The sequence below is a fragment of the Vibrio sp. ABG19 genome, assembly GCF_029962385.1.
Taxonomy (GTDB): domain Bacteria; phylum Pseudomonadota; class Gammaproteobacteria; order Enterobacterales; family Vibrionaceae; genus Vibrio; species Vibrio ostreae.
Genome location: NZ_CP071708.1, coordinates 738,938 through 762,147, shown reverse-complemented (window position 1 = coordinate 762,147; position 23,210 = coordinate 738,938). Strand labels below are relative to the sequence as shown.

At 52.7% G+C, this 23,210-nt stretch carries 19 protein-coding genes; 10 read left to right on the top strand and 9 right to left on the bottom strand.

Features of this window, described 5'->3' with window-relative positions; translation table 11 throughout:
• Positions 1-34 precede the first annotated feature (34 nt).
• The 3 genes from J0X00_RS09635 to J0X00_RS09625 all read right to left on the bottom strand — a co-directional run bounded on the left by J0X00_RS09635 (position 35) and on the right by J0X00_RS09625 (position 2,891).
• The gene (locus J0X00_RS09635; RefSeq protein WP_136486053.1) at positions 35-643 is read right to left on the bottom strand and encodes a TIGR04211 family SH3 domain-containing protein; all 609 of its coding nucleotides are present in this window, start codon (positions 641-643) and stop codon (positions 35-37) included.
• Positions 644-807: 164 nt separating this feature from the next.
• Entirely contained in the window at positions 808-2,067 is a 1,260-nt protein-coding gene (locus J0X00_RS09630) for an inorganic phosphate transporter (RefSeq protein WP_136486055.1), read from the bottom strand.
• 143 nt (positions 2,068-2,210) lie between these two features.
• The gene (locus J0X00_RS09625) at positions 2,211-2,891 is read right to left on the bottom strand and encodes a TIGR00153 family protein (protein WP_168797028.1); all 681 of its coding nucleotides are present in this window, start codon (positions 2,889-2,891) and stop codon (positions 2,211-2,213) included.
• A 205-nt stretch (positions 2,892-3,096) separates the two neighbouring features.
• Here J0X00_RS09625 and J0X00_RS09620 point away from each other — a divergent pair, with 205 nt between their 5' ends.
• The 4 genes from J0X00_RS09620 (at position 3,097) to hldE (ending at position 10,771) form a co-directional block, all read left to right on the top strand.
• Positions 3,097-4,614: an inorganic triphosphatase gene (locus J0X00_RS09620; protein ID WP_218562698.1), complete on the top strand. Its 1,518-nt coding sequence runs from the start codon at positions 3,097-3,099 to the stop codon at positions 4,612-4,614.
• A 329-nt stretch (positions 4,615-4,943) separates the two neighbouring features.
• Positions 4,944-6,200 (top strand): methyl-accepting chemotaxis protein, encoded by a 1,257-nt coding sequence (locus tag J0X00_RS09615; RefSeq protein WP_136486061.1) that lies wholly within the window; start codon positions 4,944-4,946, stop codon positions 6,198-6,200.
• 246 nt (positions 6,201-6,446) lie between these two features.
• Positions 6,447-9,290 (top strand): bifunctional [glutamate--ammonia ligase]-adenylyl-L-tyrosine phosphorylase/[glutamate--ammonia-ligase] adenylyltransferase, encoded by a 2,844-nt coding sequence (gene glnE / locus J0X00_RS09610; protein WP_282477978.1) that lies wholly within the window; start codon positions 6,447-6,449, stop codon positions 9,288-9,290.
• Between the two features lie 50 nt (positions 9,291-9,340).
• Entirely contained in the window at positions 9,341-10,771 is a 1,431-nt protein-coding gene (gene hldE / locus J0X00_RS09605) for a bifunctional D-glycero-beta-D-manno-heptose-7-phosphate kinase/D-glycero-beta-D-manno-heptose 1-phosphate adenylyltransferase HldE (protein ID WP_282477977.1), read from the top strand.
• Positions 10,772-10,900: 129 nt separating this feature from the next.
• On the opposite strand, the gene tolC is transcribed toward hldE, so the two are convergent.
• The gene (tolC, locus tag J0X00_RS09600; RefSeq protein WP_136486067.1) at positions 10,901-12,217 is read right to left on the bottom strand and encodes an outer membrane channel protein TolC; all 1,317 of its coding nucleotides are present in this window, start codon (positions 12,215-12,217) and stop codon (positions 10,901-10,903) included.
• 233 nt (positions 12,218-12,450) lie between these two features.
• Here tolC and nudF point away from each other — a divergent pair, with 233 nt between their 5' ends.
• The 6 genes from nudF (at position 12,451) to parC (ending at position 19,320) form a co-directional block, all read left to right on the top strand.
• On the top strand, positions 12,451-13,080 hold the full coding sequence (gene nudF, locus J0X00_RS09595) for an ADP-ribose diphosphatase (RefSeq protein WP_218562700.1): 630 nt from the start codon (positions 12,451-12,453) through the stop codon (positions 13,078-13,080).
• The gene (locus J0X00_RS09590) at positions 13,068-13,517 is read left to right on the top strand and encodes a DUF1249 family protein (protein WP_218562701.1); all 450 of its coding nucleotides are present in this window, start codon (positions 13,068-13,070) and stop codon (positions 13,515-13,517) included. The genes nudF and J0X00_RS09590 overlap by 13 nt, the downstream gene beginning before the upstream one ends.
• 17 nt (positions 13,518-13,534) lie before the next feature.
• Positions 13,535-14,356 (top strand): 3',5'-cyclic-AMP phosphodiesterase, encoded by an 822-nt coding sequence (gene cpdA / locus J0X00_RS09585; protein ID WP_282477976.1) that lies wholly within the window; start codon positions 13,535-13,537, stop codon positions 14,354-14,356.
• 1 nt (position 14,357) lies between these two features.
• Complete coding sequence (yqiA, locus tag J0X00_RS09580) at positions 14,358-14,945, top strand: esterase YqiA (RefSeq protein ID WP_218562702.1); 588 nt, start codon at positions 14,358-14,360, stop codon at positions 14,943-14,945.
• Positions 14,946-15,157: 212 nt separating this feature from the next.
• The gene (gene parE / locus J0X00_RS09575) at positions 15,158-17,044 is read left to right on the top strand and encodes a DNA topoisomerase IV subunit B (protein ID WP_136486077.1); all 1,887 of its coding nucleotides are present in this window, start codon (positions 15,158-15,160) and stop codon (positions 17,042-17,044) included.
• Between the two features lie 2 nt (positions 17,045-17,046).
• Positions 17,047-19,320, top strand: a complete 2,274-nt coding sequence (gene parC, locus J0X00_RS09570; RefSeq protein ID WP_136486079.1) for a DNA topoisomerase IV subunit A — start codon at positions 17,047-17,049, stop codon at positions 19,318-19,320.
• Between the two features lie 128 nt (positions 19,321-19,448).
• On the opposite strand, the gene yacG is transcribed toward parC, so the two are convergent.
• The 5 genes from yacG to J0X00_RS09545 are packed head-to-tail and all read right to left on the bottom strand — an operon-like array spanning position 19,449 to position 23,203.
• Complete coding sequence (gene yacG / locus J0X00_RS09565; protein WP_136486081.1) at positions 19,449-19,646, bottom strand: DNA gyrase inhibitor YacG; 198 nt, start codon at positions 19,644-19,646, stop codon at positions 19,449-19,451.
• A 36-nt stretch (positions 19,647-19,682) separates the two neighbouring features.
• Positions 19,683-20,423 carry a cell division protein ZapD gene (gene zapD / locus J0X00_RS09560; RefSeq protein ID WP_136486084.1) on the bottom strand — a complete coding sequence of 247 codons (741 nt, stop codon included), beginning with the start codon at positions 20,421-20,423 and terminating at the stop codon, positions 19,683-19,685.
• 31 nt (positions 20,424-20,454) lie between these two features.
• Complete coding sequence (coaE, locus tag J0X00_RS09555; RefSeq protein WP_218562704.1) at positions 20,455-21,063, bottom strand: dephospho-CoA kinase; 609 nt, start codon at positions 21,061-21,063, stop codon at positions 20,455-20,457.
• Between the two features lie 2 nt (positions 21,064-21,065).
• Entirely contained in the window at positions 21,066-21,935 is an 870-nt protein-coding gene (locus J0X00_RS09550; protein WP_218562705.1) for an A24 family peptidase, read from the bottom strand.
• 50 nt (positions 21,936-21,985) lie between these two features.
• On the bottom strand, positions 21,986-23,203 hold the full coding sequence (locus tag J0X00_RS09545; RefSeq protein WP_282477975.1) for a type II secretion system F family protein: 1,218 nt from the start codon (positions 23,201-23,203) through the stop codon (positions 21,986-21,988).
• Between the last annotated feature and the right edge of the window lie 7 nt (positions 23,204-23,210).

The window sequence follows — 23,210 nt, the reverse complement described above, 5'->3', positions numbered from 1 at the left end:
GAGTGACCGTTTTTTTATCTCATGATGTTGGCACTTAAGCCCAGCCAGCCGGGTTGCGTTTACGGCGCGGAATAATGTGTGGCAGGATAAGACCCAGCAGCAGGCCGATACCAGCGACACCACCACCGTACATAAAGTACTTCAGCAGCAGGTCTTCTTTCTGGGTATCCAGTTTGGCGCGCAGTTCACGGACTTCGCTCTGCGAGGTGGTCAGCTGTTTGCTGATGTCGCTGTAGTTCTTTTCCAGCTCCGCAATTTGTTTATTGCGAATTTCCAGTGAATCGACCAGGCCGGCTTTTTCACTGTCGGCGGTCTGACGTGCGTTAGCCAGCTTGCTTTTCACTTCAGTCAGCTCTTTTTCCAGCTGAGGCAGGCGAACCGCCATACTGACATCACGAGTAATAAAGCGGCTTTCTACCCAGCCGGTACGTCCACGCTCGTCGACGATTTGGCTGAACTCAGTCTCTTTATTCTGGCTAACTAATTTCACTTTCTCACCGGCATCGACACTACCGATAATTCGATACTGGTTACTAGGACCTGAATGCATGTAGGTAAATAGTTTGTCCGCGATATAGCGGTCTTGTGCAAACGTTGGTGCGGCCAACATGGAAAATAGCACCATGCAGATCAGTTTTTTCACGGTAAATCCCTTGTTATGACGAGTTTGGCGTGGGTAGCCATTGTGTTTAACTGTCGATAGTAAGAATTTTCATTAAGCGGTGCAACAAAGAAGGGAGGCAAAGCCTCCCTTTCTGTGCGTTTGAGTCAATAATGACAAAGCGCTTACAAACGTCTGACTGGCGTTTAGCCGAACACGCCCTGAATCGCGTAGAAGAAGACGACTGCCAGCAGGGCGCCTGCCGGTAGCGTTACGATCCAAGATGCCACAATGTTGCGAACCACACCCAGGTTCAGAGCAGCGATACCACGGGCAAAACCGACCCCGAGAACTGCACCCACCAGAGTCTGAGTGGTTGAGATGGGTAAGCCGGTACCTGAAGCCAGAACCACAGTCGAAGCGGTTGCCAGCTGTGCGGCAAAGCCGCGGCTAGGAGTCAGTTCTGTGATGCCTGTTCCCACAGTTGCCATCACTTTATGGCCCAGAGTTGCCAGACCCACCACGATACCAAAACCACCCAGCGGTAGAATCCACCATGCAATCGTGCTTTTCGCCCCCACTTCACCCAGGCTGGTGACGGTGGTGACTACCGCAGATAGCGGACCAATCGCGTTGGCGACATCGTTAGAGCCGTGCGCGAATGCCATCGCACAGGCAGTGATAACCATCAGAACGCTGAAGATACTCTCTACGCCGGCAAAACTATGGTCGTCATCACGGTTGGCAAAGCGTTTCTTGATGTAAAAATAGCCGCCGACCATGACGATAGCCGAAACCGCCGCCGCAGATAACCAGGCTTCAGTGCCGGTCAGGTGCAGGCCAACGTGTTTGAGGCCCTTTTTGATGGTCACCAGTGCAATCACCATAGTAGTGATAAACATGTATACCGGCACAAAACGTTTCGCATTAATCAGCGGATCTTCGGTATCGAAAATCAGGCGTTGGGCGCTGACAAAAATAATATAAGCAAACACCCCGGCGATAATCGGTGTAATGATCCAGCTACCGACAATGCCTTGCACTGAGTGCCAGTCAACCGCTTCTGTACCCACAGACACACAGGCAAAACCAATGATGGCACCGATAATTGAGTGGGTGGTGGATACTGGCCAGCCCATGTACGAGGCAAGCAGCAGCCAGGTACCGGCGGCCAGCAGTGCTGACATCATGCCGTAGACCAGAACTTCTGGCTGACTGGCAAACAGAGAAGTTTCGATAACGCCCTTACGGATCGTTTCGGTCACTTCACCACCCGCCAGGTACGCACCGGCGAATTCAAAGATCATCGCGATAATGATGGCTTGTTTTACCGTTAGCGCTTTGGATCCAACGGAGGTGCCCATTGCATTCGCAACGTCATTTGCACCAATACCTATCGCCATTAAAAAACCGAAGATCGCCGCAACAATAATCAGGATAGTGCCGTAGTTCGCAAGGATATCCATCGTAATACCTAGTTGTTTATAACAAGCGGAGCGGATTCGAATCGCGCTTTTCAGGCACGAGTTGACCCCTTCAGCGAGGAAATACTCTACGCCTAATCCATGGTGTTCGAATACTGCTCTTAGTTATGTGTTTACTTTATGATTTAAGAACGAGATAGCATCAGTTCCAGACGAGCGCCTACACGCTGAGCCTGGTCGGCGATGCCGCCTACCCATTCAAAGATTTTGTACAAGAACATGACATCGATAGGGTTCATACCAGATTCGAGCGCGAGCAGTTGCTGACGCAGACGGATCTGCATGGCATCGGTATCATCTTCAATCACATCCAGTTGGTGGATCATTTCAGCCACTAGCGTGACTTCACGGCCTTTAAAGCCGGTTTCCAACAACTCATCGAGCTCATTGATGACCTTTTGTGCCTGGTTTGCAGCATCAAGACAGCGGCGCACGTAAGCAATAAAGTTTTCTTGAAGAGGCTCTGGAATTTGGAGTTGACGACCGTAGACACGGCCTGCGATGTCCTTCGCAAGGTTGGCCAGTTTGTCTTGTTGAGTCAAAAGCTCCAGCATGTCGGTACGATCGACAGGCAAAAACAAACCGCGAGGAAGTTTAAGGCGAATTTCGCGTTTTAACACATCAGCTTCTTTCTCAAGATGAGAAATCTGTGCACGGATTTCACCGGCTTTCTCCCAGTCACCTTTCGCACAAACTTCGAAGAAGTTGACCAGATGAGAGCAGCATTCATTCACACACACGACGTGGCGTTGCAAAGGCTTAATAGGGGACTTTGCAAATAACCCCATGATTGTATTTAGTGGCATGGTCATTCAACCTAATAGCTATAACCTATAAAGAACATACACCATTGTATGGCGAAATGTTGAACGTTGGCTATAAAGGCGCGCATGGTAACCCATTAAGTTATGCATTTAAACTGTTTTAGATCATGTGATGGCGGATATTTGTCACTTGCTCAGTCGCCGATTAGGCAATATCCTGTCGCTATCTGCTGCGAAAGGTATAACTATGGAAACCGAGATAGAACTGAAGTTTTTTGTTTCTCCAGAATTTTCAGAGGTTTTACTAGAAAAAATTTCTGAAACCAAAGTACTTCAGCATCGTTGTCGTGAGTTAGGAAACACCTATTTTGACTCGCCTGACAACTGGTTGCGTCAACACGATATTGGACTTCGTATCCGCCGTTTTGATGATGTGTATGTGCAAACGGTAAAAACCGCCGGGCGTGTGGTGGCCGGTTTGCACCAGCGTCCAGAATACAACGCTGAACATAACAGCAATGACCCCGATTTATCCCTTCACCCTGCTGATATCTGGCCAGAGAATCGTGATATTGCGACGTTGCAGTCGCAACTGGTGGCTCTGTTCTCCACTAATTTTAACCGCGAACAATGGTTGATCGGCATGCCGGATGGCAGCCAGATTGAAGTGGCGTTTGACCAGGGGCTGGTGATTGCCGGTGACAGTGAAGACCCGATTTGTGAGGTGGAACTGGAGCTGAAATCCGGTCAGACCGATGCGCTGTTTACTCTGGCCCGTCAGCTGTGTGACCAGGGCGGTATGCGCCTTGGCAACCTGAGTAAAGCGGCGCGTGGTTACCGTCTGGCCGCGGGCTACCAGGGCGATGAAGTTAAACCGCTCAGCCTGGTCAACACTCAGGCACAAGACACGGTTGAGACCTGCTTTATCCAGTCCCTCGAGCATGCGTTATCGCACTGGCATTACCATGAACAGATCTACACTGAACGGGACTCGGTCGAGGCGCTGCATGAAATCAGCCACGCGATCAGCTTTATTCGCCAGGTGCTGGCAGTGTTCGGCGGGATTGTGCCGCGCCGTGCCAGTGCTATCCTGCGCCAGGAATTAAAATGGCTGGAAGGTGAGCTGAGCTGGCTCAAACAATACGACTACCTCGAGGAGCTGCTGGAAGATAAAGGTTATGCTTTGCGTAAGCTTGATGCACGCAAGTTCCTGATAAGCGAACTCAAACAGTTGCAGCAGGCTCTGCCGCAACGGGACGAGATCCTTAAGCTGCTCAATTCTGCCCGTTACACCGGTGTATTACTCGACTTAAGCCGCTGGATTCTGACCCGAGGCTGGCAGCCATTCCTGGACGAAAAAGCGCGCGACAAAATGGCGCTCAATGTCCATCACTTCTCAGTCAAGCAACTGGAACGTACCTGGGTCGAGCTGCTGGAAGCGTTTCCGCCTGAGCGTCAGCTGTCGAGCCAGGAATATATCGATCAGCAATATCGTCTGATGCGCAGTCTGTATACCGGCATCAGTTTTGCCGCACTGTTCGATGAAGAAGAGCGTCAGGCATTTCGGATGCCATGGGCTGACTTGCTGCATGGTATTGATGACCTGCTGACCCTCAAGCCGCTTGAGGGATTGGTTGAAAAACTGGCCCAGGAAGAGCGTGAGCAATTGCAGCGCTGGCTGATCCGGCAGGAAAACTCGATTCTGCACGCCATGGAACAGACCCGGATTATCGGGGTTGAAACGCCGCCATACTGGCGTGATTAAGCGGATGTGAACCTCATCAGCAAAAACAAGAAGGGATGCCTATGGCATCCCTTCTTGTTTTGTGTATCTGAGCAGAGTTTTACGCGTCTGAGCCGGTTATTGTTACTACAGTTGGTCTGTTGTCAGCCGATAGAGTGTTCAGGGCGGGATAAAATCGTGTGCGATCACAATACACAGATAAAAGCGTGAATACGCGACTGTAAGCACATGCGAAGTGTATCATTTTTGATACTATCCCATTCATACGAAGCACGAAATAAATCAATTGGCGGTGTTTTTGCATCGCCGGCTTGTTGAGAACGATGATAACACCGAGTGGAGAACTGAGAATGGCGAAAATGGCTTTTAAGCCTTGGGAGCGTTTGATCACCGATGTCCGTCTGGTCCCCAAGATGGTGATGCTGATGGTCTTCAGTACGATTTTGATTATTGCCAAGCAGTTGTGGGATGCCAGTACGTTTTATAATGCCCTGTTGGCGGCAACCCAGAATGTTGATGTGGCCCAGCGCCACTATGATGATTATCTGGTGCAGGTTGCCTGGCAGACCGGCCTGATGATCATGGTCTTTGTGGTCTTACTGCTGTTTGCTGCGCGCACTATGTTGCGCCAGACCCTGTATCTGAGTGAGTCAATTAAACAGATGGCGAGCCGCGATCTGTCTGAGCCGATCGAGATGAACTGTAAAGATGAATATGGCGATGTGGCGCGTGAACTGGAGAAAACCCGGCGTCAGTTGCAGGAACTGATTAAAACTCAGGTCAGTGCCTCACAGGAACTGACCTCTCTGACCGAAATCATGACGCTGAGTATGGCGGAGACCAAGGAATCGGCCGAAGAAGAGTTTAATGAAATCGATCAACTGGCTACCGCGATGAGTGAAATGTCCTCGACGGTTCAGACCGTCGCTGAACATGCGCAGAGTGCCTCGTCACTGACCGAGAATGCGTCGCACCAGGCGGGATCCGGCCAGCAATATGTTACCGAGACAATCGGTAAAATGCGGGCGCTGTCGCAAGACATCGCGGCGTCAGCCGATGCGGTTAATCAGGTCGAAGAGCGTGTGGTGTCGATTGGTAGTGTGGTTGGCACGATTCAGGGCATCTCGGAACAGACTAACCTGCTGGCGCTCAATGCGGCGATTGAAGCCGCTCGTGCCGGAGAAGCGGGACGGGGTTTTGCTGTGGTGGCCGATGAAGTGCGCAATCTGGCGCAGCGCACCCAGACCGCGACTGTTGAAATTCAGGAGATGATTTCCCAGTTGCAGAACAGCGCGAACTCGGCGGTGAACCTGATGGAAAAAAGCGTGGTTGAAGCGGCGGAAGGGGTCGAGCTGATTACCAATGCTGGTGGTGAGCTGGACGGTATCGTGCTGCAGGTGCAGCAGATCAATGACATGAATTTCCAGATTGCGACGGCTGCCGGGCAGCAGAGCAGCGTGGCTGAAGAGATGAATCAGAATCTGACCAATGTCCGTGAGCTGGTGGAAGCCTCGGTGACTGTGGTCAGTGAGCTGCTGGAAACCTCGGAGCTGATGCAAAATAATGCCGAGGCACTGGATCGCAAAATCACGGTGTTTAAAGTGTAAACCGCTACCTTGCCGGAGTATGAAAGAGCGCTCACTATTGATTAGTGGGCGTTTTTTATTGGCCTAACTCTGTTATAACTAGTCGCATCGATTCAAACGAATCACATCGTTGATAATCGTTCACACAGGTTTCAGGTCAACCAGCGCCGCTTCTTGCCCGCCCAGACATGCGTTTATCGGACCTGCATCATCGCCGCCGACTGCGTTCGGCCTGTGTTTGACCATCAGATATCACAAGGATGAATCATGCAATTGCCGCCCAAACTTGAGGCTCATGCCGAGCACCAGTATCAACAGCTGCTTCAGCAAACGCCGGAAGTGTCCGAGTGGAGCCCTGAGCTGACTCAACAGCTTAAAGCCGTGCTCGGCTTCAGCCAGTTTGTGGCTGATACCCTGCTGCGTGATAGTGCGTTATGCCTGCAACTGCCCACGCTGCTCAGTGAAGCGCAGCGGGCTGAGCATTACCGGCCCCGTTTGCAGGCGCTGCTCAGTGAGTGCCATGATGAGACCTGCGGCCAGCGCGTACTGCGTCAGTTTCGTAACCGGGAAATGGTGGTGATTGCCTGGCGCGATTTTCTCAGCCAATGGAGCCTGGATCAGAGTCTGGCGCATCTGTCGCAGTTAGCTGAAGCGCTGATTTTTGAAACTTATCAGTGGCAGTACGCTATTTGTTGTCGCGAGTGGGGCACACCGTGTAATGCCGCCGGTGAAGCGCAGCCGATGCTGATTATCGGCATGGGTAAACTGGGCGGCAAAGAGCTCAACTTCTCTTCTGATATCGACTTGATCTTTACTTATCCGGAAAACGGTGAGACCCAGGGCACGCGTCGTTCGATTGCTAATGCCCAGTTTTTCACCCGCCTTGGCCAGCGTATTATCAAGATGCTTGATCAGCAGACTTTTGACGGTTTCTGTTACCGGGTCGACATGCGTTTACGTCCGTTTGGCGAAAGTGGCCCGCTGGTGATGAGCTACGCTGCTCTGGAAGACTACTATCAGGAGCAGGGACGTGACTGGGAACGCTACGCCATGGTCAAAGCCCGGGTGATGGGGCGTGAAATGTATTCCCAGTACCAGGAACTGCGCCAGATGCTGCGTCCGTTTGTGTTTCGTCGTTACATCGACTTCAGTGCGATTCAGTCATTGCGCCGCATGAAGTCGATGATCAAAAGCGAGGTGCGCCGTCGCGGACTGAGTAACAACATCAAGCTGGGTGCTGGTGGTATCCGCGAAGTGGAGTTTATTGCTCAGGTCTTTCAGCTTATCCGTGGCGGCCGTGAGCCGGCGCTGCGTCATCGTGGTTTGTTGGACACACTGCAGGCCATTGGTGAATTGCAGCTGCTCGGTGAACCGGAAGTACAGCAGCTGACCGAAGCCTACCGTTTTCTGCGTCGGCTGGAGAACCTGCTCCAGGCCCTGGCGGATAAACAGACTCAGACGCTGCCGGATAAGGCTGATGATCAGCTGCGCCTCGCTGTAGCCATGGGCTTTGCCTCCTGGCAACTGCTGCTGGATGAAGTGCAGCTGCAGATGAGCCGTGTCCATGCGGTGTTCAGCGACTTGATCGGTGAAGAAGAGGACGAAGAGGATAACTTAGCCGCTCATTTCCATGAATTGTGGGATATGGCCAATCATCCGGACATGATCACGCTGATTGTCGAGCAGGAGCTCGCTCAGGCCGATCCAGCCGGTGTCGCTGCTACACTGATGCAGTTTAAACAGGACCTGGATAAGCGCACCCTGGGACCACGTGGCCGTGAAGTGCTCAACCGGCTGATGCCGAAAGTTTACCAGGCAATATTTGCGCACCCGGATGCGGAATTTGGCCTGGCGCGGGTGCTGACTCTGCTGCGCAGTATTGCGACCCGTACCACTTATCTGGAACTGCTCGATGAGCATCCGGCAGCACTGACCCAACTGGTGCGGCTGTGTACCGCCAGTCCGATGATTTCCGAGCAACTGGCGCGATATCCGATTCTGCTTGATGAGCTGATTGACCCGCAGCATCTGTATAACCCGATTGCACTCGATGCCTATAAAACAGAGCTGCGTGATTTCCTCGCCCGGATTCCGGAAGACGATATGGAACAGCAGATGGAAGCGCTGCGCCAGTTCAAGCAGATTTGTATTCTGAAAATTGCCGCGGCTGATATTGCCGATGTGCTGCCGGTGATGAAAGTGAGTGATCACTTAACCTATCTGGCCGAAGCGATTGTTGAGGCGGTGATTCATCAGGCCTGGCTTCAGGTCAGCGCGAAGTATGGCGAACCGACTCATCTTAGTGAGCGTGACGGTAAAGGATTTGCTGTGGTCGGTTACGGTAAGGTCGGTGGCTGGGAGCTGGGCTACAACTCAGATCTCGATATTGTGTTTTTGCATGACTGTCCGGTTGATGTTTACACCGACGGGGTCAAAGAGATCGACGGTCGTCAGTTCTACCTGCGCCTCGCGCAGCGCGTCATTCATATTTTTTCCACCCGCACTGCGTCCGGCATTCTGTATGAAGTCGATACCCGTTTACGTCCTTCCGGTGCTTCCGGCCTGTTGGTCAGCCCGGTCGATGCGTTTGAAGAGTACCAGCGTCAGGATGCCTGGACCTGGGAGCATCAGGCTTTGGTCAGAGCGCGGATGATTTACGGCGACACACCGTTGCAGCAGGCGTTCGCGGCGACACGGCATGCGATATTGTCGCTGCCGCGTGAGGAAGCGACCCTGAAGCAGCAGGTGGTGGAGATGCGCCAGAAAATGCGCGATCACCTCGGGGGGAAGAAGCCGGGCCGTTTTATGCTCAAACAGGATAGCGGCGGCATCACTGACATTGAGTTCCTGGCCCAGTATTTGGTGCTGCGTTACAGCCATGATAAGCCTAAGCTGACCCGTTGGTCGGACAATGTGCGTATTTTTGAATCTCTGCTCAATGAAGGTGTGCTGGATGAAAGTCAGGCTCAGGCGCTGACTCAGGCTTATACCAGCATGCGCGATCAGATCCATCATCGTAACCTGCTCAATCAGGATGCGGATGTCAGTGAAAGTAAATTTGTGGCAGAGCGCGATTGGGTAACACGGGTTTGGGCGCAGTGGCTTCTTTAGTTGGCACAGTGTGATAAACTTCGCCCAGTGATAAATATTGGAGATCCATAATGAAACCAATCCTACCTGACTACAGTGATGCTGGGGTATTAATCATTGGTGATGTGATGCTGGACCGCTATTGGCATGGTCCGGCTGGTCGCATCTCACCAGAGGCGCCAGTGCCGGTAGTAAAAGTAGAACATAACGAAGAGCGTCCGGGTGGGGCAGCAAACGTGGCGATGAATATCGCATCACTCGGCGGTCAGGCGCATATTATTGGTTTAACAGGCATGGATGAACCGGCTCAGGTGCTGGCAGATAAACTGACCGCCCTGAAAGTGAACTGTGATTTTGTTGCATTGCCGGACTATCCGACCATCACCAAGCTGCGTGTTCTGAGTCGTGGTCAGCAGCTGATTCGTCTCGACTTTGAAGACAAATTTGAAAATACCGATGCGGATCTGATCCTGTCGCGTATGGATAAAACGTTGGCCAGCGTCAATGCCGTGATCTTATCCGATTACGCCAAAGGTGCTCTCGAGCATGTGCAACTGTTTATCCAGCGCGCCTGTGCTGCTGGTGTGCCGGTGTTTATCGATCCTAAGGGCGCCGATTTTGAGCGTTACCGCGGTGCGACTCTTTTGACCCCTAACATGGCCGAATTCGAGCAGGTGGTGGGTAAAGTCAAATCGAATGAAGATCTGGTGCAAAAAGGCTTAGGTCTGATCGAACAGTTTGATCTCGATGCATTGCTGGTCACGCGCAGTGAACATGGCATGACACTGCTGCGTCGCGGCATGGCGCCGTTCCATCTGCCGACTCAGGCCAAAGAAGTGTATGACGTGACGGGTGCCGGTGATACGGTCATCTCCGTTCTGGCCGCATCAGTGGCCGCCGGTAAGGCGCTGGATGAAGCGTGTGCTCTGGCCAACGCGGCAGCCGGTGTGGTGGTCGGTAAACTGGGTACTTCCACCGTTTCTACCATTGAACTGGCCGAAGCCGTGCATGGCAGCAAAGATACTGACTACGGCGTCATTGAAGAAAACGCGCTGATCGCGGCAGTGAAAAAAGCCCAGGCGCGCGGTGAAAAAGTGGTGATGACCAATGGCTGCTTTGACATTCTGCATGCTGGTCATGTCTCTTATCTTAACCATGCTGCTGAACTTGGCGATCGCCTGATTGTGGCCGTCAACACCGATGAATCGGTCAAACGTCTCAAAGGCCCGGCTCGTCCGGTCAACCCGACTGAACGTCGTATGGCGGTACTGGCTGGTTTAGGTGCGGTCGACTGGGTGGTGCCGTTTAGCGAAGATACTCCGCAGCGTCTGATTTCTCAGGTGTTGCCGGATCTGCTGGTTAAAGGCGGGGATTACCAGCCGGAAGAGATTGCCGGTGGTAAAGAAGTGATCGCGGCGGGCGGTGAAGTGAAAGTGCTCAACTTTGAAGATGGCTGTTCCACTTCCGAAATCATCGCAGCGATCAAAGGCGGACGCGGCTAACGGCCGAATTTGCCATATTGGTATTGATCGCTGTAAGGTTGGCCCGGCATGCCGGGCCAAAATAAAAAGGGCTCTGATGAGCCCTTTTTTGATCGTCTGGATACCGGCTCAGTGGGCCGGTAAGCCTGCTTATTTGATGGCTTTCAGACCAGCGTTGATGTCAATCACGTCTTGCTCGCTCAGTACACCGACAGCCTGGCGCAGTTGCAGTACGCTCAGGATGTAGTTGTAACGCGCATCTGACAGGTTACGTTTCACGTTGTACAGAGTACGGGTCGCATCCAGCACGTCCACAATAGTACGGGTACCGACATCAAAACCGGCTTCGGTCGCATCCAGAGCAGACTGAGCCGAAATCACTGACTGCTCATACGCGCGAATCGATCCAATCGCCGCGTTGATGTTGTTGTTTGATGCACGTACATCGGTCACAACACCACGGTAAGTGGCTTCCAGATCCTGACTGGCTGAGACGTACTGGTATTCGGCCTGTTTAGTCAGTGAGGTGGTGTTACCACCGGTGTACAGCGGTACGTTGAGGTTAACGCCGATATTGAAATCGTTGTTCTCGTGGTACATATCGTAGCTGCTGGCATTATCGTTGTATTCGCGGCCATAGTTATAACCACCGTCCAGAGTCAGCGTCGGCAGATGGCCGGCGCTGGCAAGGTCGATGTTATCTTTCGCCACGTCCTGAGCAATACGCGCTGACAGCAGTGACAGGTTTTTCTCCTGCGCCTGCTCAAGCAGAGTATTCATTGATTCTGCCGTACGGCTGGTTGAGAAACGCGCGGTGTCCAGGATGCTCAGGTTGGTGTGCTCCTGACCGGTGATTTCACGCAGTGCTTCGTAGCTGTTGATCAGGTCATTGTTTGCCAGCACTTCATCGGCCAGCACGGTGTCATATTGTGCCTGAGCGTCATGGACGTCAGTAATTGCCGACAAGCCCACTTCAAAACGTTGTTTGGTTTGTTCGAGCTGACGACCAACCGCGGCTTTCTCGGCGCGTACAAACTCGAGGGTATCCTGAGCGCTGAGAACGGCGAAGTAAGCTTGTGCCACCCGCAGAATCAGGCTTTGCTGTGCGTCTGCATACTGAGCGTCGGCCTGACGGGCTTGCTTCTCAGTCGTGTCCAGAGAAATCCAGCTGGAACGGTTGTACAGTTGTTGTGAAAAACCGACGCCAGCGGTCAGGCTGTCGCTGTCACGTGCATCAACATCGCTGCGGTTCAGGTTGTAACCCGCGGTCAGATTAATCTGAGGTAGCAGTGAGCTACGACTGGAGTTAATCGCTTCAAAGGCTGAATCACGTTGTGCCGCTGCACTCAGCAGTTGAGGATCGTTCTGTTTTGCTTGGTCGTAAATTTGCGCAAGGTCGTCAGCGAGTACTGAGGTACTCAGGCTGCCTAAAGTTGCACTAATCAAAAAAGGAAGCAGTTTTTTCATTGGTCCTATTCCTGCCTGAATATGAAAGGAGTTACGCTCACGAGAGTGTAACCCAAATTGCTGGTATTTCACTCGAAACTTTGCACTTTTTACACTTAGCTGTCCAATTGTGCAATAAAAATCGCTTATCGACTTAACTATGAGTACAATTTTTGTATAAAAAGTTGAGCAATGTCCTTGGAAGTAAGAAAAATTCATGAGTAAACTATAAGATTGCTTAAGAGAGGTTACTAATGCAACAGTCTGACCAGCCACAGGGAGCATTTTCGCCCGATGACGTTGATGTTGTCTCACGTGAGACACTGTTCCAAGGATTTTTCCGAATGGTGAAGTATCGGTTCAAGCATCGATTATTTCAAGGCGGATGGAGTCCGGTCATTGAAAGGGAAATGTTTGAGCGTGGCCATGCGGCTGCTATGTTACCGTATGATCCGGTGCGCGACCAGGTGGTCATTATTGAGCAGATCCGGGTTGGCGCATTAGAACATTCCCAGCCATGGCAACTGGAAATCGTCGCCGGCATCATTGATCGCGACGAGAGCGCCGAACAGGTCGTGCGGCGCGAAGCAGAGGAAGAAGCTGGGATCTTGGTCAAAAGAATGGAAACTATTACGTCGTACTATCCGTCAGCCGGGGGATGTTCTGAGAAACTGGATGTCTACGTAGGTGAGGTCGACGCTTCACTGGCCGGTGGCGTACATGGGTTAGACTATGAAGGTGAAGACATCAAAGTGCATGTGATGAGCCGCACACAGGCGTACCAGCTGGTACGTGAGGGCCGGATTGAAAACGGCGCCTCGATCATCGCACTGCAATGGCTGGAGTTAAACTACGAGCAGTTACAAACGAAATGGCACAATTGACAGCATTAAAGAAGACGTATCATGTTGATTTACCGGAACTGATGCGGACTTATGAAACGAACTACGCCAAGTTGAACGCTTTGCTGCCCGCGCAGCCGGGCGTCGGTGACGTGCGCTGCTACCAGGCCGCACACCAGGCTTACCAGTTGCAAGTGCTGGAAGTCACAAAGTACACAACTTTGGTGGAGATCTGTCAAAGTGATGATATCTCAATATTTCCATTGCCAACCATGTCTGTCAGGCTGTACCACGATGCTCGCGTCGCAGAAGTGCTGACCACAGATAAACTTGTCCGGGTTCAGGCCAAATATGACTACCCGAACGAGCAAATGTTGCAAAAAGATGAGAAAGCACAAATTAACCGTTTTCTGGGCGATTGGCTGACCTTTTGTCTCAAGCGAGGTATCAGCCGTGCTCCCATCAACATTAATCAATAGCATTAGGTTTATAGACTTTGAACGTGTCGCCCAGTTTAGATAATTCCGACAGCATAAAGCTGGTTCAGATTACAGATACGCACCTTTTTGCGCCCGATGATGGCAGCCTGTTGAGTGTTAATACCGCCGACAGCTTTCGTGCTGTGGTGGCGGAAATCATGGCACAAAAGGTCGAGTTTGATGCCATTCTGGCAACCGGGGATATTTCCCAGGATCACAGCACCGAATCCTACCTGCGTTTTACTCAGGGCGTCGCGCCACTGAGTAAAACCTGTTTCTGGCTGCCGGGTAATCATGATTACAAACCGAACATGAATACGGTTCCACCCATATCACAGGTGCATGCAGTAGAACATGTGTTGCTGGGGCATCACTGGCAGATGATTTTGCTGGATTCACAGGTGGTGGGTGTGCCGCATGGCCGTCTCAGCGATCAGCAGCTGGCGTTGCTGGACAGTAAACTGAGCGCTCATCCGGATCGTTTTACTCTGGTTTTACTTCATCATCATCCGTTACTGGTTGGTAGTGCCTGGCTGGATCAACATACCCTGAAAGACAGCCACCTGTTCTGGCAGGTGGTTGAGCGCCACCGCAATGTGAAAGCGGTGTTGTGCGGACATGTCCATCAGGATATGGATCGCCAGCATCTGGGCGTGCGGGTGATGGCGACACCGTCTACTTGTGTGCAGTTCAAACCGAACTCGGATGATTTTGCCGTTGATCAGCGCCCGCCGGGCTGGCGTGAGCTGGAGCTGCATGGCAACGGTGAAGTGACGACTCAGGTGAAACGACTGGCGCAGGGCGTATTTTTGCCGGACTTCACTTCAGGTGGTTACTGATATGAGCCAACGTCCATCATTGCTGATGTACATCCACGGTTTTAACAGCTCACCGCTGTCGCATAAAGCGCAGGTAATGGTACAGTATTGTGCGACGCAGCGGCCTGACATCAAAGTGGTGGTGCCTGAGCTGCCATGCTTTCCGCATCAGGCGGCGCAGCATCTGCTGCAAGTGGTGGAGCAGTATCGTCACGACTATCAGATTGGCCTGGTCGGCAGCTCTCTGGGCGGCTATTTTTCTACCTGGCTCAATCAGCAGTTCGGGTTTCGTGCCGTGCTGGTTAATCCGGCGGTACGGCCGTATGAGCTGCTGGTGGATTTTCTTGGTGAGCAGGAGAATATGTACACCAAGCAGCGCTACGTGCTGACCGAAGCCCACATTGATGAACTGAAAGCTCTGGACGTAGCGACACTGGGTCAGCCGCAGGATTTCTGGCTGCTGCAGCAAACCGAAGATGAAGTGCTGGATTATCGCCAGGCCGTGGAAAAATTCCAGGCCGCCAAACAGACCGTGGAGCCGGGCGGCAACCACAGTTTTGTTGATTTTGAGCGTTATCCGGCGCAAATCCTCCAATTCTTAAATCTCTGATCTTTTCATTGAGGGAAGAGTCATAATTTTACTTGATACTTACTGATGTCGCTTGACATCAGTGAGCCTCTTCCAGACTATGTTTCCTTTGGACTTTTCTTATTTATAACGCTGGAAAATGCGGCAAATAGCCGGTCATTTCATCAAAAATCCAGCGTTCACAAATGAGTTGTAAAGTTACGAATCATTTATCGATAAAAGCATTCCGTATTATGACTGAACAATATAATGCTGGAGCCATTGAGGTTCTTAATGGCTTAGAACCAGTACGTCGCAGACCTGGGATGTATACGGAGACCACGCGCCCGAACCACCTTGGGCAGGAAGTCATTGACAACAGTGTTGATGAAGCGTTGGCCGGATATGCCTCTAAGGTACAAGTGATCCTGCATGCCGATCAATCGCTGGAAGTGATTGATGACGGTCGTGGTATGCCGGTGGATATTCACCCGGAAGAGAAAGTGTCCGGGGTTGAGCTCATCATGAGCAAACTTCACGCCGGTGGTAAGTTTTCCAACAAAAGCTATCAGTTCTCCGGTGGTCTACACGGGGTGGGGATCTCGGTCGTAAACGCCCTGTCCAAACGGGTGGAAGTCACCGTGCGCCGTGACGGCCAGGTGTATGAAATTGCCTTTGAACATGGTGATAAAGTCTCTGATCTGACGGTCACCGGCACCTGTGGCCGCCGCAACCGTGGTACCAGTGTCCACTTCTGGCCGGATGCCAAGTATTTTGACTCGGCCAATTTTTCCGTCACCCGCCTGATTAATAATTTGCGCGCTAAAGCGGTACTGTGTCCCGGGCTGGAGATTACCTTCAGCGATAAGGTTAACAACAATGAACACCGCTGGTTTTATGAAGATGGCCTGAAGGATTATCTGGCGGATGCGGTGAAAGGTTATCCGCTGATGCCGGAGCAGCCGTTTACCGGCGAATTCAAAGCGGAAACCGAAGCGGCGACCTGGGCGGTGATCTGGCTGCCGGAAGGTGGCGAACTGACCACGGAAAGTTACGTTAACCTGATCCCGACCGCACAGGGTGGTACGCATGTGAACGGCCTGCGTCAGGGCCTGCTGGATGCGATGCGCGAATTCTGTGAATTCCGCAATCTGCTGCCGCGCGGTGTTAAGCTGACTGGTGAGGATGTGTTTGATCGCTGTGCTTATGTATTGTCGATCAAAATGCAGGATCCGCAGTTTGCCGGCCAGACCAAAGAGCGTCTTTCATCGCGCCAAAGTGCTTCGTTTGTCTCCGGGGTCGTGAAAGATGCGTTCAGCCTGTGGCTGAACGAGAAGCCGCAACTGGCAGAGCAGTTGGCGGAAGTGTGTATTGCTAATGCTCACCGCCGCATGCGTGCCAGCAAGAAAGTGGTGCGTAAGAAAGTCGCCTCAGGCCCGGCCTTGCCAGGTAAACTGACCGACTGCTCACAGCAGGATCTCAGCCGTACCGAACTGTTCCTGGTGGAAGGTGACTCGGCAGGCGGCAGTGCCAAACAGGCACGTGACCGTGAGTTCCAGGCCATCATGCCATTGCGCGGTAAGATCCTTAATACTTGGGAAGTGTCTGCCGATCAGGTGCTGGCCTCGCAGGAAGTACACGATATTTCAGTGGCGCTGGGGATTGATCCGGACAACGACAATCTGGAAGCGCTGCGTTACGGTAAAGTGTGTATCCTGGCCGATGCGGACTCGGACGGTCTGCATATCGCGACCCTGCTGTGCGCGCTGTTTACCCGTCATTTCCCTGCGCTGGTGCGTGCCGGCCATGTCTATGTGGCGATGCCGCCGCTGTACCGGATTGACTGTGGTAAAGAGGTGTTTTACGCCCTGGATGATGATGAGAAAAACGCCATTCTCGAGCGGCTTAAAAACAAAAAAGCCAAGATCAACGTGCAGCGCTTTAAAGGTCTGGGTGAGATGAACCCGCTGCAGCTGCGTGAAACCACCATGGATCCGAACACACGCCGTCTGGTGCAACTGACCATAGACGATGACAAAGCGACAGAAGAGATGATGGACATGTTACTGGGCAAGAAGCGCGCGGATGACCGCCGTAACTGGCTGCAGAACTATGGCGATCAGGCTGAGGTCGAGGTTTAACCATGTCGAACGAAATTACTTACGATGGCGTTGAGCAGCTGCCGCTGCGCAAATTTACTGAAGACGCATATCTGAACTACTCCATGTACGTAATCATGGACCGGGCGTTGCCGTACATCGGTGACGGCCTCAAGCCGGTGCAGCGCCGTATTATTTATGCGATGTCTGAGCTGGGCTTATCCGCTGCGGCGAAATACAAGAAATCGGCGCGTACCGTCGGTGACGTGCTGGGTAAATATCACCCGCACGGTGACTCAGCCTGTTATGAAGCCATGGTACTGATGGCGCAGCCGTTCTCTTACCGTTACCCGCTGGTTGACGGTCAGGGCAACTGGGGTGCGCCGGATGATCCTAAGTCGTTCGCGGCGATGCGTTATACCGAAGCGAAGTTATCAAAGTTTGCCGAAGTTCTGCTCAGTGAACTGGGGCAGGGCACGGTCGAGTGGCAGCCGAACTTTGACGGCACCATGAAAGAACCGAAAATGCTGCCGGCGCGCCTGCCGCATATTCTGCTCAATGGCGTGACTGGTATCGCGGTCGGTATGGCAACCGATATCCCGCCGCACAACGTACGTGAGGTGGCGGATGCCACCATTCATCTGATTGATAATCCGAAAGCCTCGCTGCCGGATCTGATGCAGTATGTCAAAGGGCCGGATTATCCGACCGAAGCGGAGATCATCTCGCCGCAGGCGGATCTGGAAAAAGTGTACCGCACTGGTCGTGGCAGTATCAAAATGCGTGCGGTGTGGCACAAAGAGAGCTCGGATATTGTGATTACCGCGCTGCCGCACCAGGTTTCCGGCGCTAAGCTGCTTGAGCAGATTGCCAACCAGATGCGCGCTAAGAAACTGCCGATGGTGGAAGATCTGCGTGACGAGTCGGATCATGAAAACCCGACCCGGATCGTGATCGTGCCGCGCTCTAACCGGGTCGACTGCGATACGCTGATGAACCACCTGTTTGCGTCGACCGATCTGGAAAGAAGCTACCGGGTTAACCTGAACATGATTGGCCTCGACAGCCGTCCACAGGTCAAGGGGCTGGTGACAATTCTGAATGAATGGATTCAGTTTCGTCGCGAAACGGTGCGTGCCCGTCTGCAACACCGTCTTGATAAAGTACTGGCCCGTCTGCACATCCTGGAAGGTTTGCTGGTGGCTTACCTCAATCTGGATGAAGTGATTGAAATCATTCGCAATGAGGATGATCCGAAAGCCGTGCTAATGGCGCGTTTTGGCATTACCGAGATTCAGGCTGATGCGATTCTTGATACCAAACTGCGTCATCTGGCCAAGCTGGAAGAGATGAAAATCCGCGGCGAACAGGATGAGCTGGAAAAAGAGCGTAACAAGCTCGAAGAGCTGCTCGGTTCCGAGCGTCGTCTCAACACTTTGCTCAAGAAAGAACTCAAAGCCGATGCGGAGAAATACGGTGATGACCGTCGCTCGCCGCTGGTGGAACGTGAAGAAGCCAAAGCGCTGACTGAACGTGACCTGATGCCAAGTGAAGCCATCACGGTCATCTTGTCAGAAAAAGGCTGGATTCGCCACGCCAAAGGGCATGATGTTGCTGGCGAAAGCCTCAACTATAAAGCGGGCGACAACTACCTGGCGCAAGCCAGTGGTAAGAGTAACCAGCCGGCGGTCTTCCTTGGCAGTGACGGGCGCAGCTATTCGCTTGAGTCGCATACCTTGCCATCAGCACGCGGCCAGGGCGAACCGATCACCGGCCGCCTGAATGTGGCACCAGGCACCACGATCCGACAGGTGATCATGAGTGAAGAAGATCAGCTGTGGCTGGTCGGTTCCGATGCCGGTTACGGTTTCGTGTGTAAAGGGACCGATCTGTTGTCAAAGAACCGCAGTGGTAAAGCACTGGTTAATCTACCGGAGAACTCGGAGATCATGGCACCGCAGGTGGTCAACGATCTCGATAATGATGAGATCCTGGCGATCACCAATCAGGGCCGGATGTTGCTGTTCCCGATTAAAGATCTGCCGCAACTGAGCAAAGGTAAGGGCAACAAGATCATCAATATTCCGGCCGCGAAAGCTAAGGCTCGGGAAGAGGTGGTCTCACATCTGATGGCCTTGCCGAAAGATGTCACTATTACCCTGTATGCCGGTAAGCGTAAGCTGGGACTCAAGCCTGCTGATCTGGAAAATTACCGCGGTGAACGTGGTCGTCGTGGTGGTCTGTTGCCACGCGGTTTGCAGCGCGTGACCCGGATCGACCTGGACTCCGGCACGGCAGACAGCTCGGAAGAAGAGTAATCTTAACCCGGCCGTTCGTTCAGCCCTTGTGGCTGAAGGCCGGGTGAGTTTGACAAAGAGTTGCTGATAAAAAACAAGCCCCGCATCGCGGGGCTTGTTTTTTATACTGTATTAACCATGGCTCTGGTTTAGTACTGGTCTTCGGACCAGCCGTCACTGTCGGACATGTCCGGTGCGCCGGGAATGGATTTTTCCTCATCTGCCCATTCACCAAAATCAATCATCTGGCATTTCTTGCTGCAGAACGGACGGTGCGGGCTTTGCTCTCCCCACTCAACACTTTCGCCACATTGCGGGCACTTTACCACGGTGGGTTTCTTTGACATCTTGTATCCTGTTTACTGCTTGGGTCGCAGGGCAGATTAACTGCACACCGCGAGATCAAATTCGATATTCTGGGTACTGGCCTGTCCGGAGCTGAATTCAATAAACTTGATCGCAAAGCGATTTTTATGTCCCGAAATCATCGGGTACACGCCGTATTCAAGCGGAATAGACAGACGCAGAATATTGGCTTCTTCCGCATCACTTTGGTAGAAACCGGCTTTGGCTTCACGATTGCGGAAGCTACCGGTTTCGCGGGTCAGTTTTAACCACAGTTTCAGCGCATCGGCCAGGGGTTGTAACGGTTTGATCCATTGTCTGGCATCCTGGATTTTCTGCTCGAGTGGCAGATGCAGCCAATAATGCAGCGCCGGAAGATCAAAACAGCATGAGCCGCCAGGCAGGTTAAAACGCTGACGAATCGCACTCAGGAAGCGGTCTTCCTTAAGTGACTGGCCGAAACGTTCTGCGCCCATCAGGCTGCGATGCGCATGGTCGACTTCACTGAGCAGACTCTGCAGCATCTCCTGATCGACCCCTTCGACATTAAGCCAGTTGCGGTAGACCTGACGCTGTTTTTCAACGTCTTTGGCCAGTTCACTTTTGAGCTGAATCTGCTCAAAAATTTCCAGTAGATCAAACAAAGAGCGGAAGAATAGCTGATGTTGAATATCGTCACCGAATTGCGACGCCTGCTCCATCTGACTCAGCAGGGCCTCGACACGCAGATAAATGCGCGTTTTTTCGTTGAGTGGATGTTCAAACTTATGTGTGGTCATCAAACTAGCCTTGGATTATTTGGACTTATTCTCACAGATTTGTACGGCTTATGGCTAGATACTTTTGGTGCAATTCTGTGATTTGAGGCAAAAGTTTCTGGTTTTTTGCGTCATTTTTAATCACATCATCGGCGCAGGCTAAACGTTGTTCACGGCTGGCCTGTGACGCCAGGATAGCGCGCACCTGCTGCTCGGAAACCTCGTCGCGTGCCATGGTGCGCTGGATTTGTGTCGCTTGGTCGACATCCACCACCAATATTCGGTCTGCCATAGACTGTAGCTGGTTTTCCACTAACAGTGGAACCACAAGTAAGGCATAAGGAGAGTGCACTTGTCGTAAATCCTGTGTCATTTTTTCACGGATCAGCGGGTGGAGCAGGTTATTTAGCCACATCTTCTCATTTTCGTTACTGAAAATGCGCTCGCGCAGGGCGGCACGGTTGAGGGTTGCGTCCGGATTTAGCACTGCCGCGCCGAAATGGTCGCGAATCGCAGCCAGGCCAGGGGTGCCTTTTTCCACCACCTGACGCGCCACGATATCGGCATCAACGATATCAATACCAAACTGCTCGGCAAACAGATTGGCAACGGTGCTTTTTCCACTGGCGATACCACCAGTTAAACCGATGACTAACGGCATAGTTACCATCCTAATACTGAGTGTAAATACCAAGCGATAATCGACTGGCCATAGATCATGCATAACCAGCCGGAGAGGGCCAGATAAGGGCCAAACGGAAATGCCTTATCGATACCGCGTTTTTGCAGGCGCAGTTGAATCAGGCCAAAAATCAGGCCGATGACGGATGAGAGCAGAATGATGACCGGCAGCTGTTGCCAACCGAGCCAGGCACCGAGCGCCGCCAGCAGCTTAAAATCGCCGTAGCCCATGCCTTCTTTACCGGTCAATAGTTTAAACAGCCAGTACACCGACCACAGACACAGATAGCCGGCGATGGCGCCGATTACCGCACTTTGCAAGCTGACAGGGCTAACGCCAAACAGCGCCAGGCTAATCCCGGCCCACATCAGTGGCAGGGTCAGCTGATCCGGCAGCAGCATGGTATCGGAATCGATAAAGGTGGCAGCAATCAGGACGTAGGTAAAGCCAAGCAGAGCTATGCTATAGACGCTGAAACCAAGCTGCAGGGCTATAAAGCCACTGCTCAGGGCGGTGAGCAGCTCAATCAGCGGATAACGGGCACTGATCGACTGGCGACAGTGAGCACATTTGCCGCGCAGCAACAGCCAGCTCAGCAGCGGGACATTATCACGGATCCGAATCGGGGTCTGGCAATGCGGGCAGGTCGAGCGCGGGGTACTGAGCGTCAGGGTTCCCTGTGGGGGATCAATCCCATATTCCGGAAAAGACTCTGCGCACTCCTGGCGCCATTCACGTTCCATGATTTGCGGCAGTCGATAGATCACGACATTGAGAAAGCTGCCGATGATCAGCCCCAACAGTGTGGCCAGGGCCGGAAACAGCCAGGGGTAATAGTTAAAAATATCCATTGGGGATGCGGTAAGCCTTTGTGACGGTGAGTCAATAATGTAGAACCATACTACCCTAATACACTCATCAAGTTAAAGATTGGCAGATACATTGCGACCACCAGGCTGCCAATCACCCCACCGAGCAGTAAAATCAGCAGCGGTTCGAGGATTTTCCCCAGATTATCAACGCTGTTGTCGACCTCATTTTCATAACTCAACGCAATTCTGGCCAGCATCTCATCCAGAGTGCCGGACTCTTCACCGATCATCACCAGTTGTAGCATCAGCGCAGGAAAAATGCGGCAGTGACGCATCGTCAGATGCAAGGCCATCCCCGAGGCCGTATCACGTGCGATCTGGTCAAGAGCATGGGACAGGTGGGCATTCCCACAGGTTTTAGCTGCAGAGTGCAGGCTGGTCAGTAGCGGCAGCCCCGAACTGAGGCTGGTCGACAGAGTACGGCTGAAACGGGCCAGAGCGGCTTTATACAGCAGTGGCCCGAGCACCGGCAGACGAGTACTATGGCGGCTGAGCCAGAGCCGCAGCCCGGGGTAAGCCTGGCGCGCTTTACAGACGCCAGCGGCGCCCAGTGCCGCGGCGGTGACCATCCAGGGCCCCAATGTCTGCAGTGAGTGAGAGGCCGCGACGACCTGGCGGGTAAACCAGGGCAACTCGCTGCCCAAATTGGCGAACAGGCGTTCAAACTCCGGAATCACTAAGGTCAGCATCAGATAAGTGACCGCGAAGGCGACGTTGATCACTATGGTTGGGTAGAGCAGCGCCTTGATAACCCTGGCGCGCAGTTGTTCGCTGGTTTCACGATATTGTGCCAGGCGTTCCAGAATTTGTGCCAGGTTTCCGGATAATTCGCCGCTGCGCAGCAGATCGATATACAGGCGATCAAAGTTGTGACCGCTGGCCTGCATCGCAGCTGAGAGCGGCATGCCGCTCTCCAGACTGCGTAGCATAGAGCGCAGCAAGGCTGATACCGCTGCTTTGTTATGGTTGGTCGCAATCAGCTGCAGCGCCGGTAAGAGCGCCACGCCACTGGCGAGCATAGTGGCCAACTGGCGGGTTAATAACGTGATATCACGTGAGTTCAGACGTTGGCGATAGCGGCTGAGCAGTGAAACGGGACGCGGGGTAATCGAGCGAATTCGGATCGACTGACGTTGCAAGCTGTCACGGACTTCGTGTTCGCTTAGAGCCAGCATGCTGCCGCGCCGTATCCGACCCTGATTGTCTCTGCCGTGCCAACGATAGTGTTGTAATCTGCTGTTCGACATCGGCTGC

Coding starts and splice junctions, on each gene's coding strand:
- J0X00_RS09630 (WP_136486055.1), bottom strand. CDS start 2,067: ATGGATATCCTTGCGAACTACGGCACTATCCTGATTATTGTTGCGGCG.
- J0X00_RS09625 (WP_168797028.1), bottom strand. CDS start 2,891: ATGCCACTAAATACAATCATGGGGTTATTTGCAAAGTCCCCTATTAAG.
- J0X00_RS09620 (WP_218562698.1), top strand. CDS start 3,097: ATGGAAACCGAGATAGAACTGAAGTTTTTTGTTTCTCCAGAATTTTCA.
- J0X00_RS09615 (WP_136486061.1), top strand. CDS start 4,944: ATGGCGAAAATGGCTTTTAAGCCTTGGGAGCGTTTGATCACCGATGTC.
- glnE (WP_282477978.1), top strand. CDS start 6,447: ATGCAATTGCCGCCCAAACTTGAGGCTCATGCCGAGCACCAGTATCAA.
- hldE (WP_282477977.1), top strand. CDS start 9,341: ATGAAACCAATCCTACCTGACTACAGTGATGCTGGGGTATTAATCATT.
- tolC (WP_136486067.1), bottom strand. CDS start 12,217: ATGAAAAAACTGCTTCCTTTTTTGATTAGTGCAACTTTAGGCAGCCTG.
- nudF (WP_218562700.1), top strand. CDS start 12,451: ATGCAACAGTCTGACCAGCCACAGGGAGCATTTTCGCCCGATGACGTT.
- J0X00_RS09590 (WP_218562701.1), top strand. CDS start 13,068: ATGGCACAATTGACAGCATTAAAGAAGACGTATCATGTTGATTTACCG.
- yqiA (WP_218562702.1), top strand. CDS start 14,358: ATGAGCCAACGTCCATCATTGCTGATGTACATCCACGGTTTTAACAGC.
- parE (WP_136486077.1), top strand. CDS start 15,158: ATGACTGAACAATATAATGCTGGAGCCATTGAGGTTCTTAATGGCTTA.
- parC (WP_136486079.1), top strand. CDS start 17,047: ATGTCGAACGAAATTACTTACGATGGCGTTGAGCAGCTGCCGCTGCGC.
- yacG (WP_136486081.1), bottom strand. CDS start 19,646: ATGTCAAAGAAACCCACCGTGGTAAAGTGCCCGCAATGTGGCGAAAGT.
- zapD (WP_136486084.1), bottom strand. CDS start 20,423: ATGACCACACATAAGTTTGAACATCCACTCAACGAAAAAACGCGCATT.
- coaE (WP_218562704.1), bottom strand. CDS start 21,063: ATGCCGTTAGTCATCGGTTTAACTGGTGGTATCGCCAGTGGAAAAAGC.
- J0X00_RS09550 (WP_218562705.1), bottom strand. CDS start 21,935: ATGGATATTTTTAACTATTACCCCTGGCTGTTTCCGGCCCTGGCCACA.
- J0X00_RS09545 (WP_282477975.1), bottom strand. CDS start 23,203: ATGTCGAACAGCAGATTACAACACTATCGTTGGCACGGCAGAGACAAT.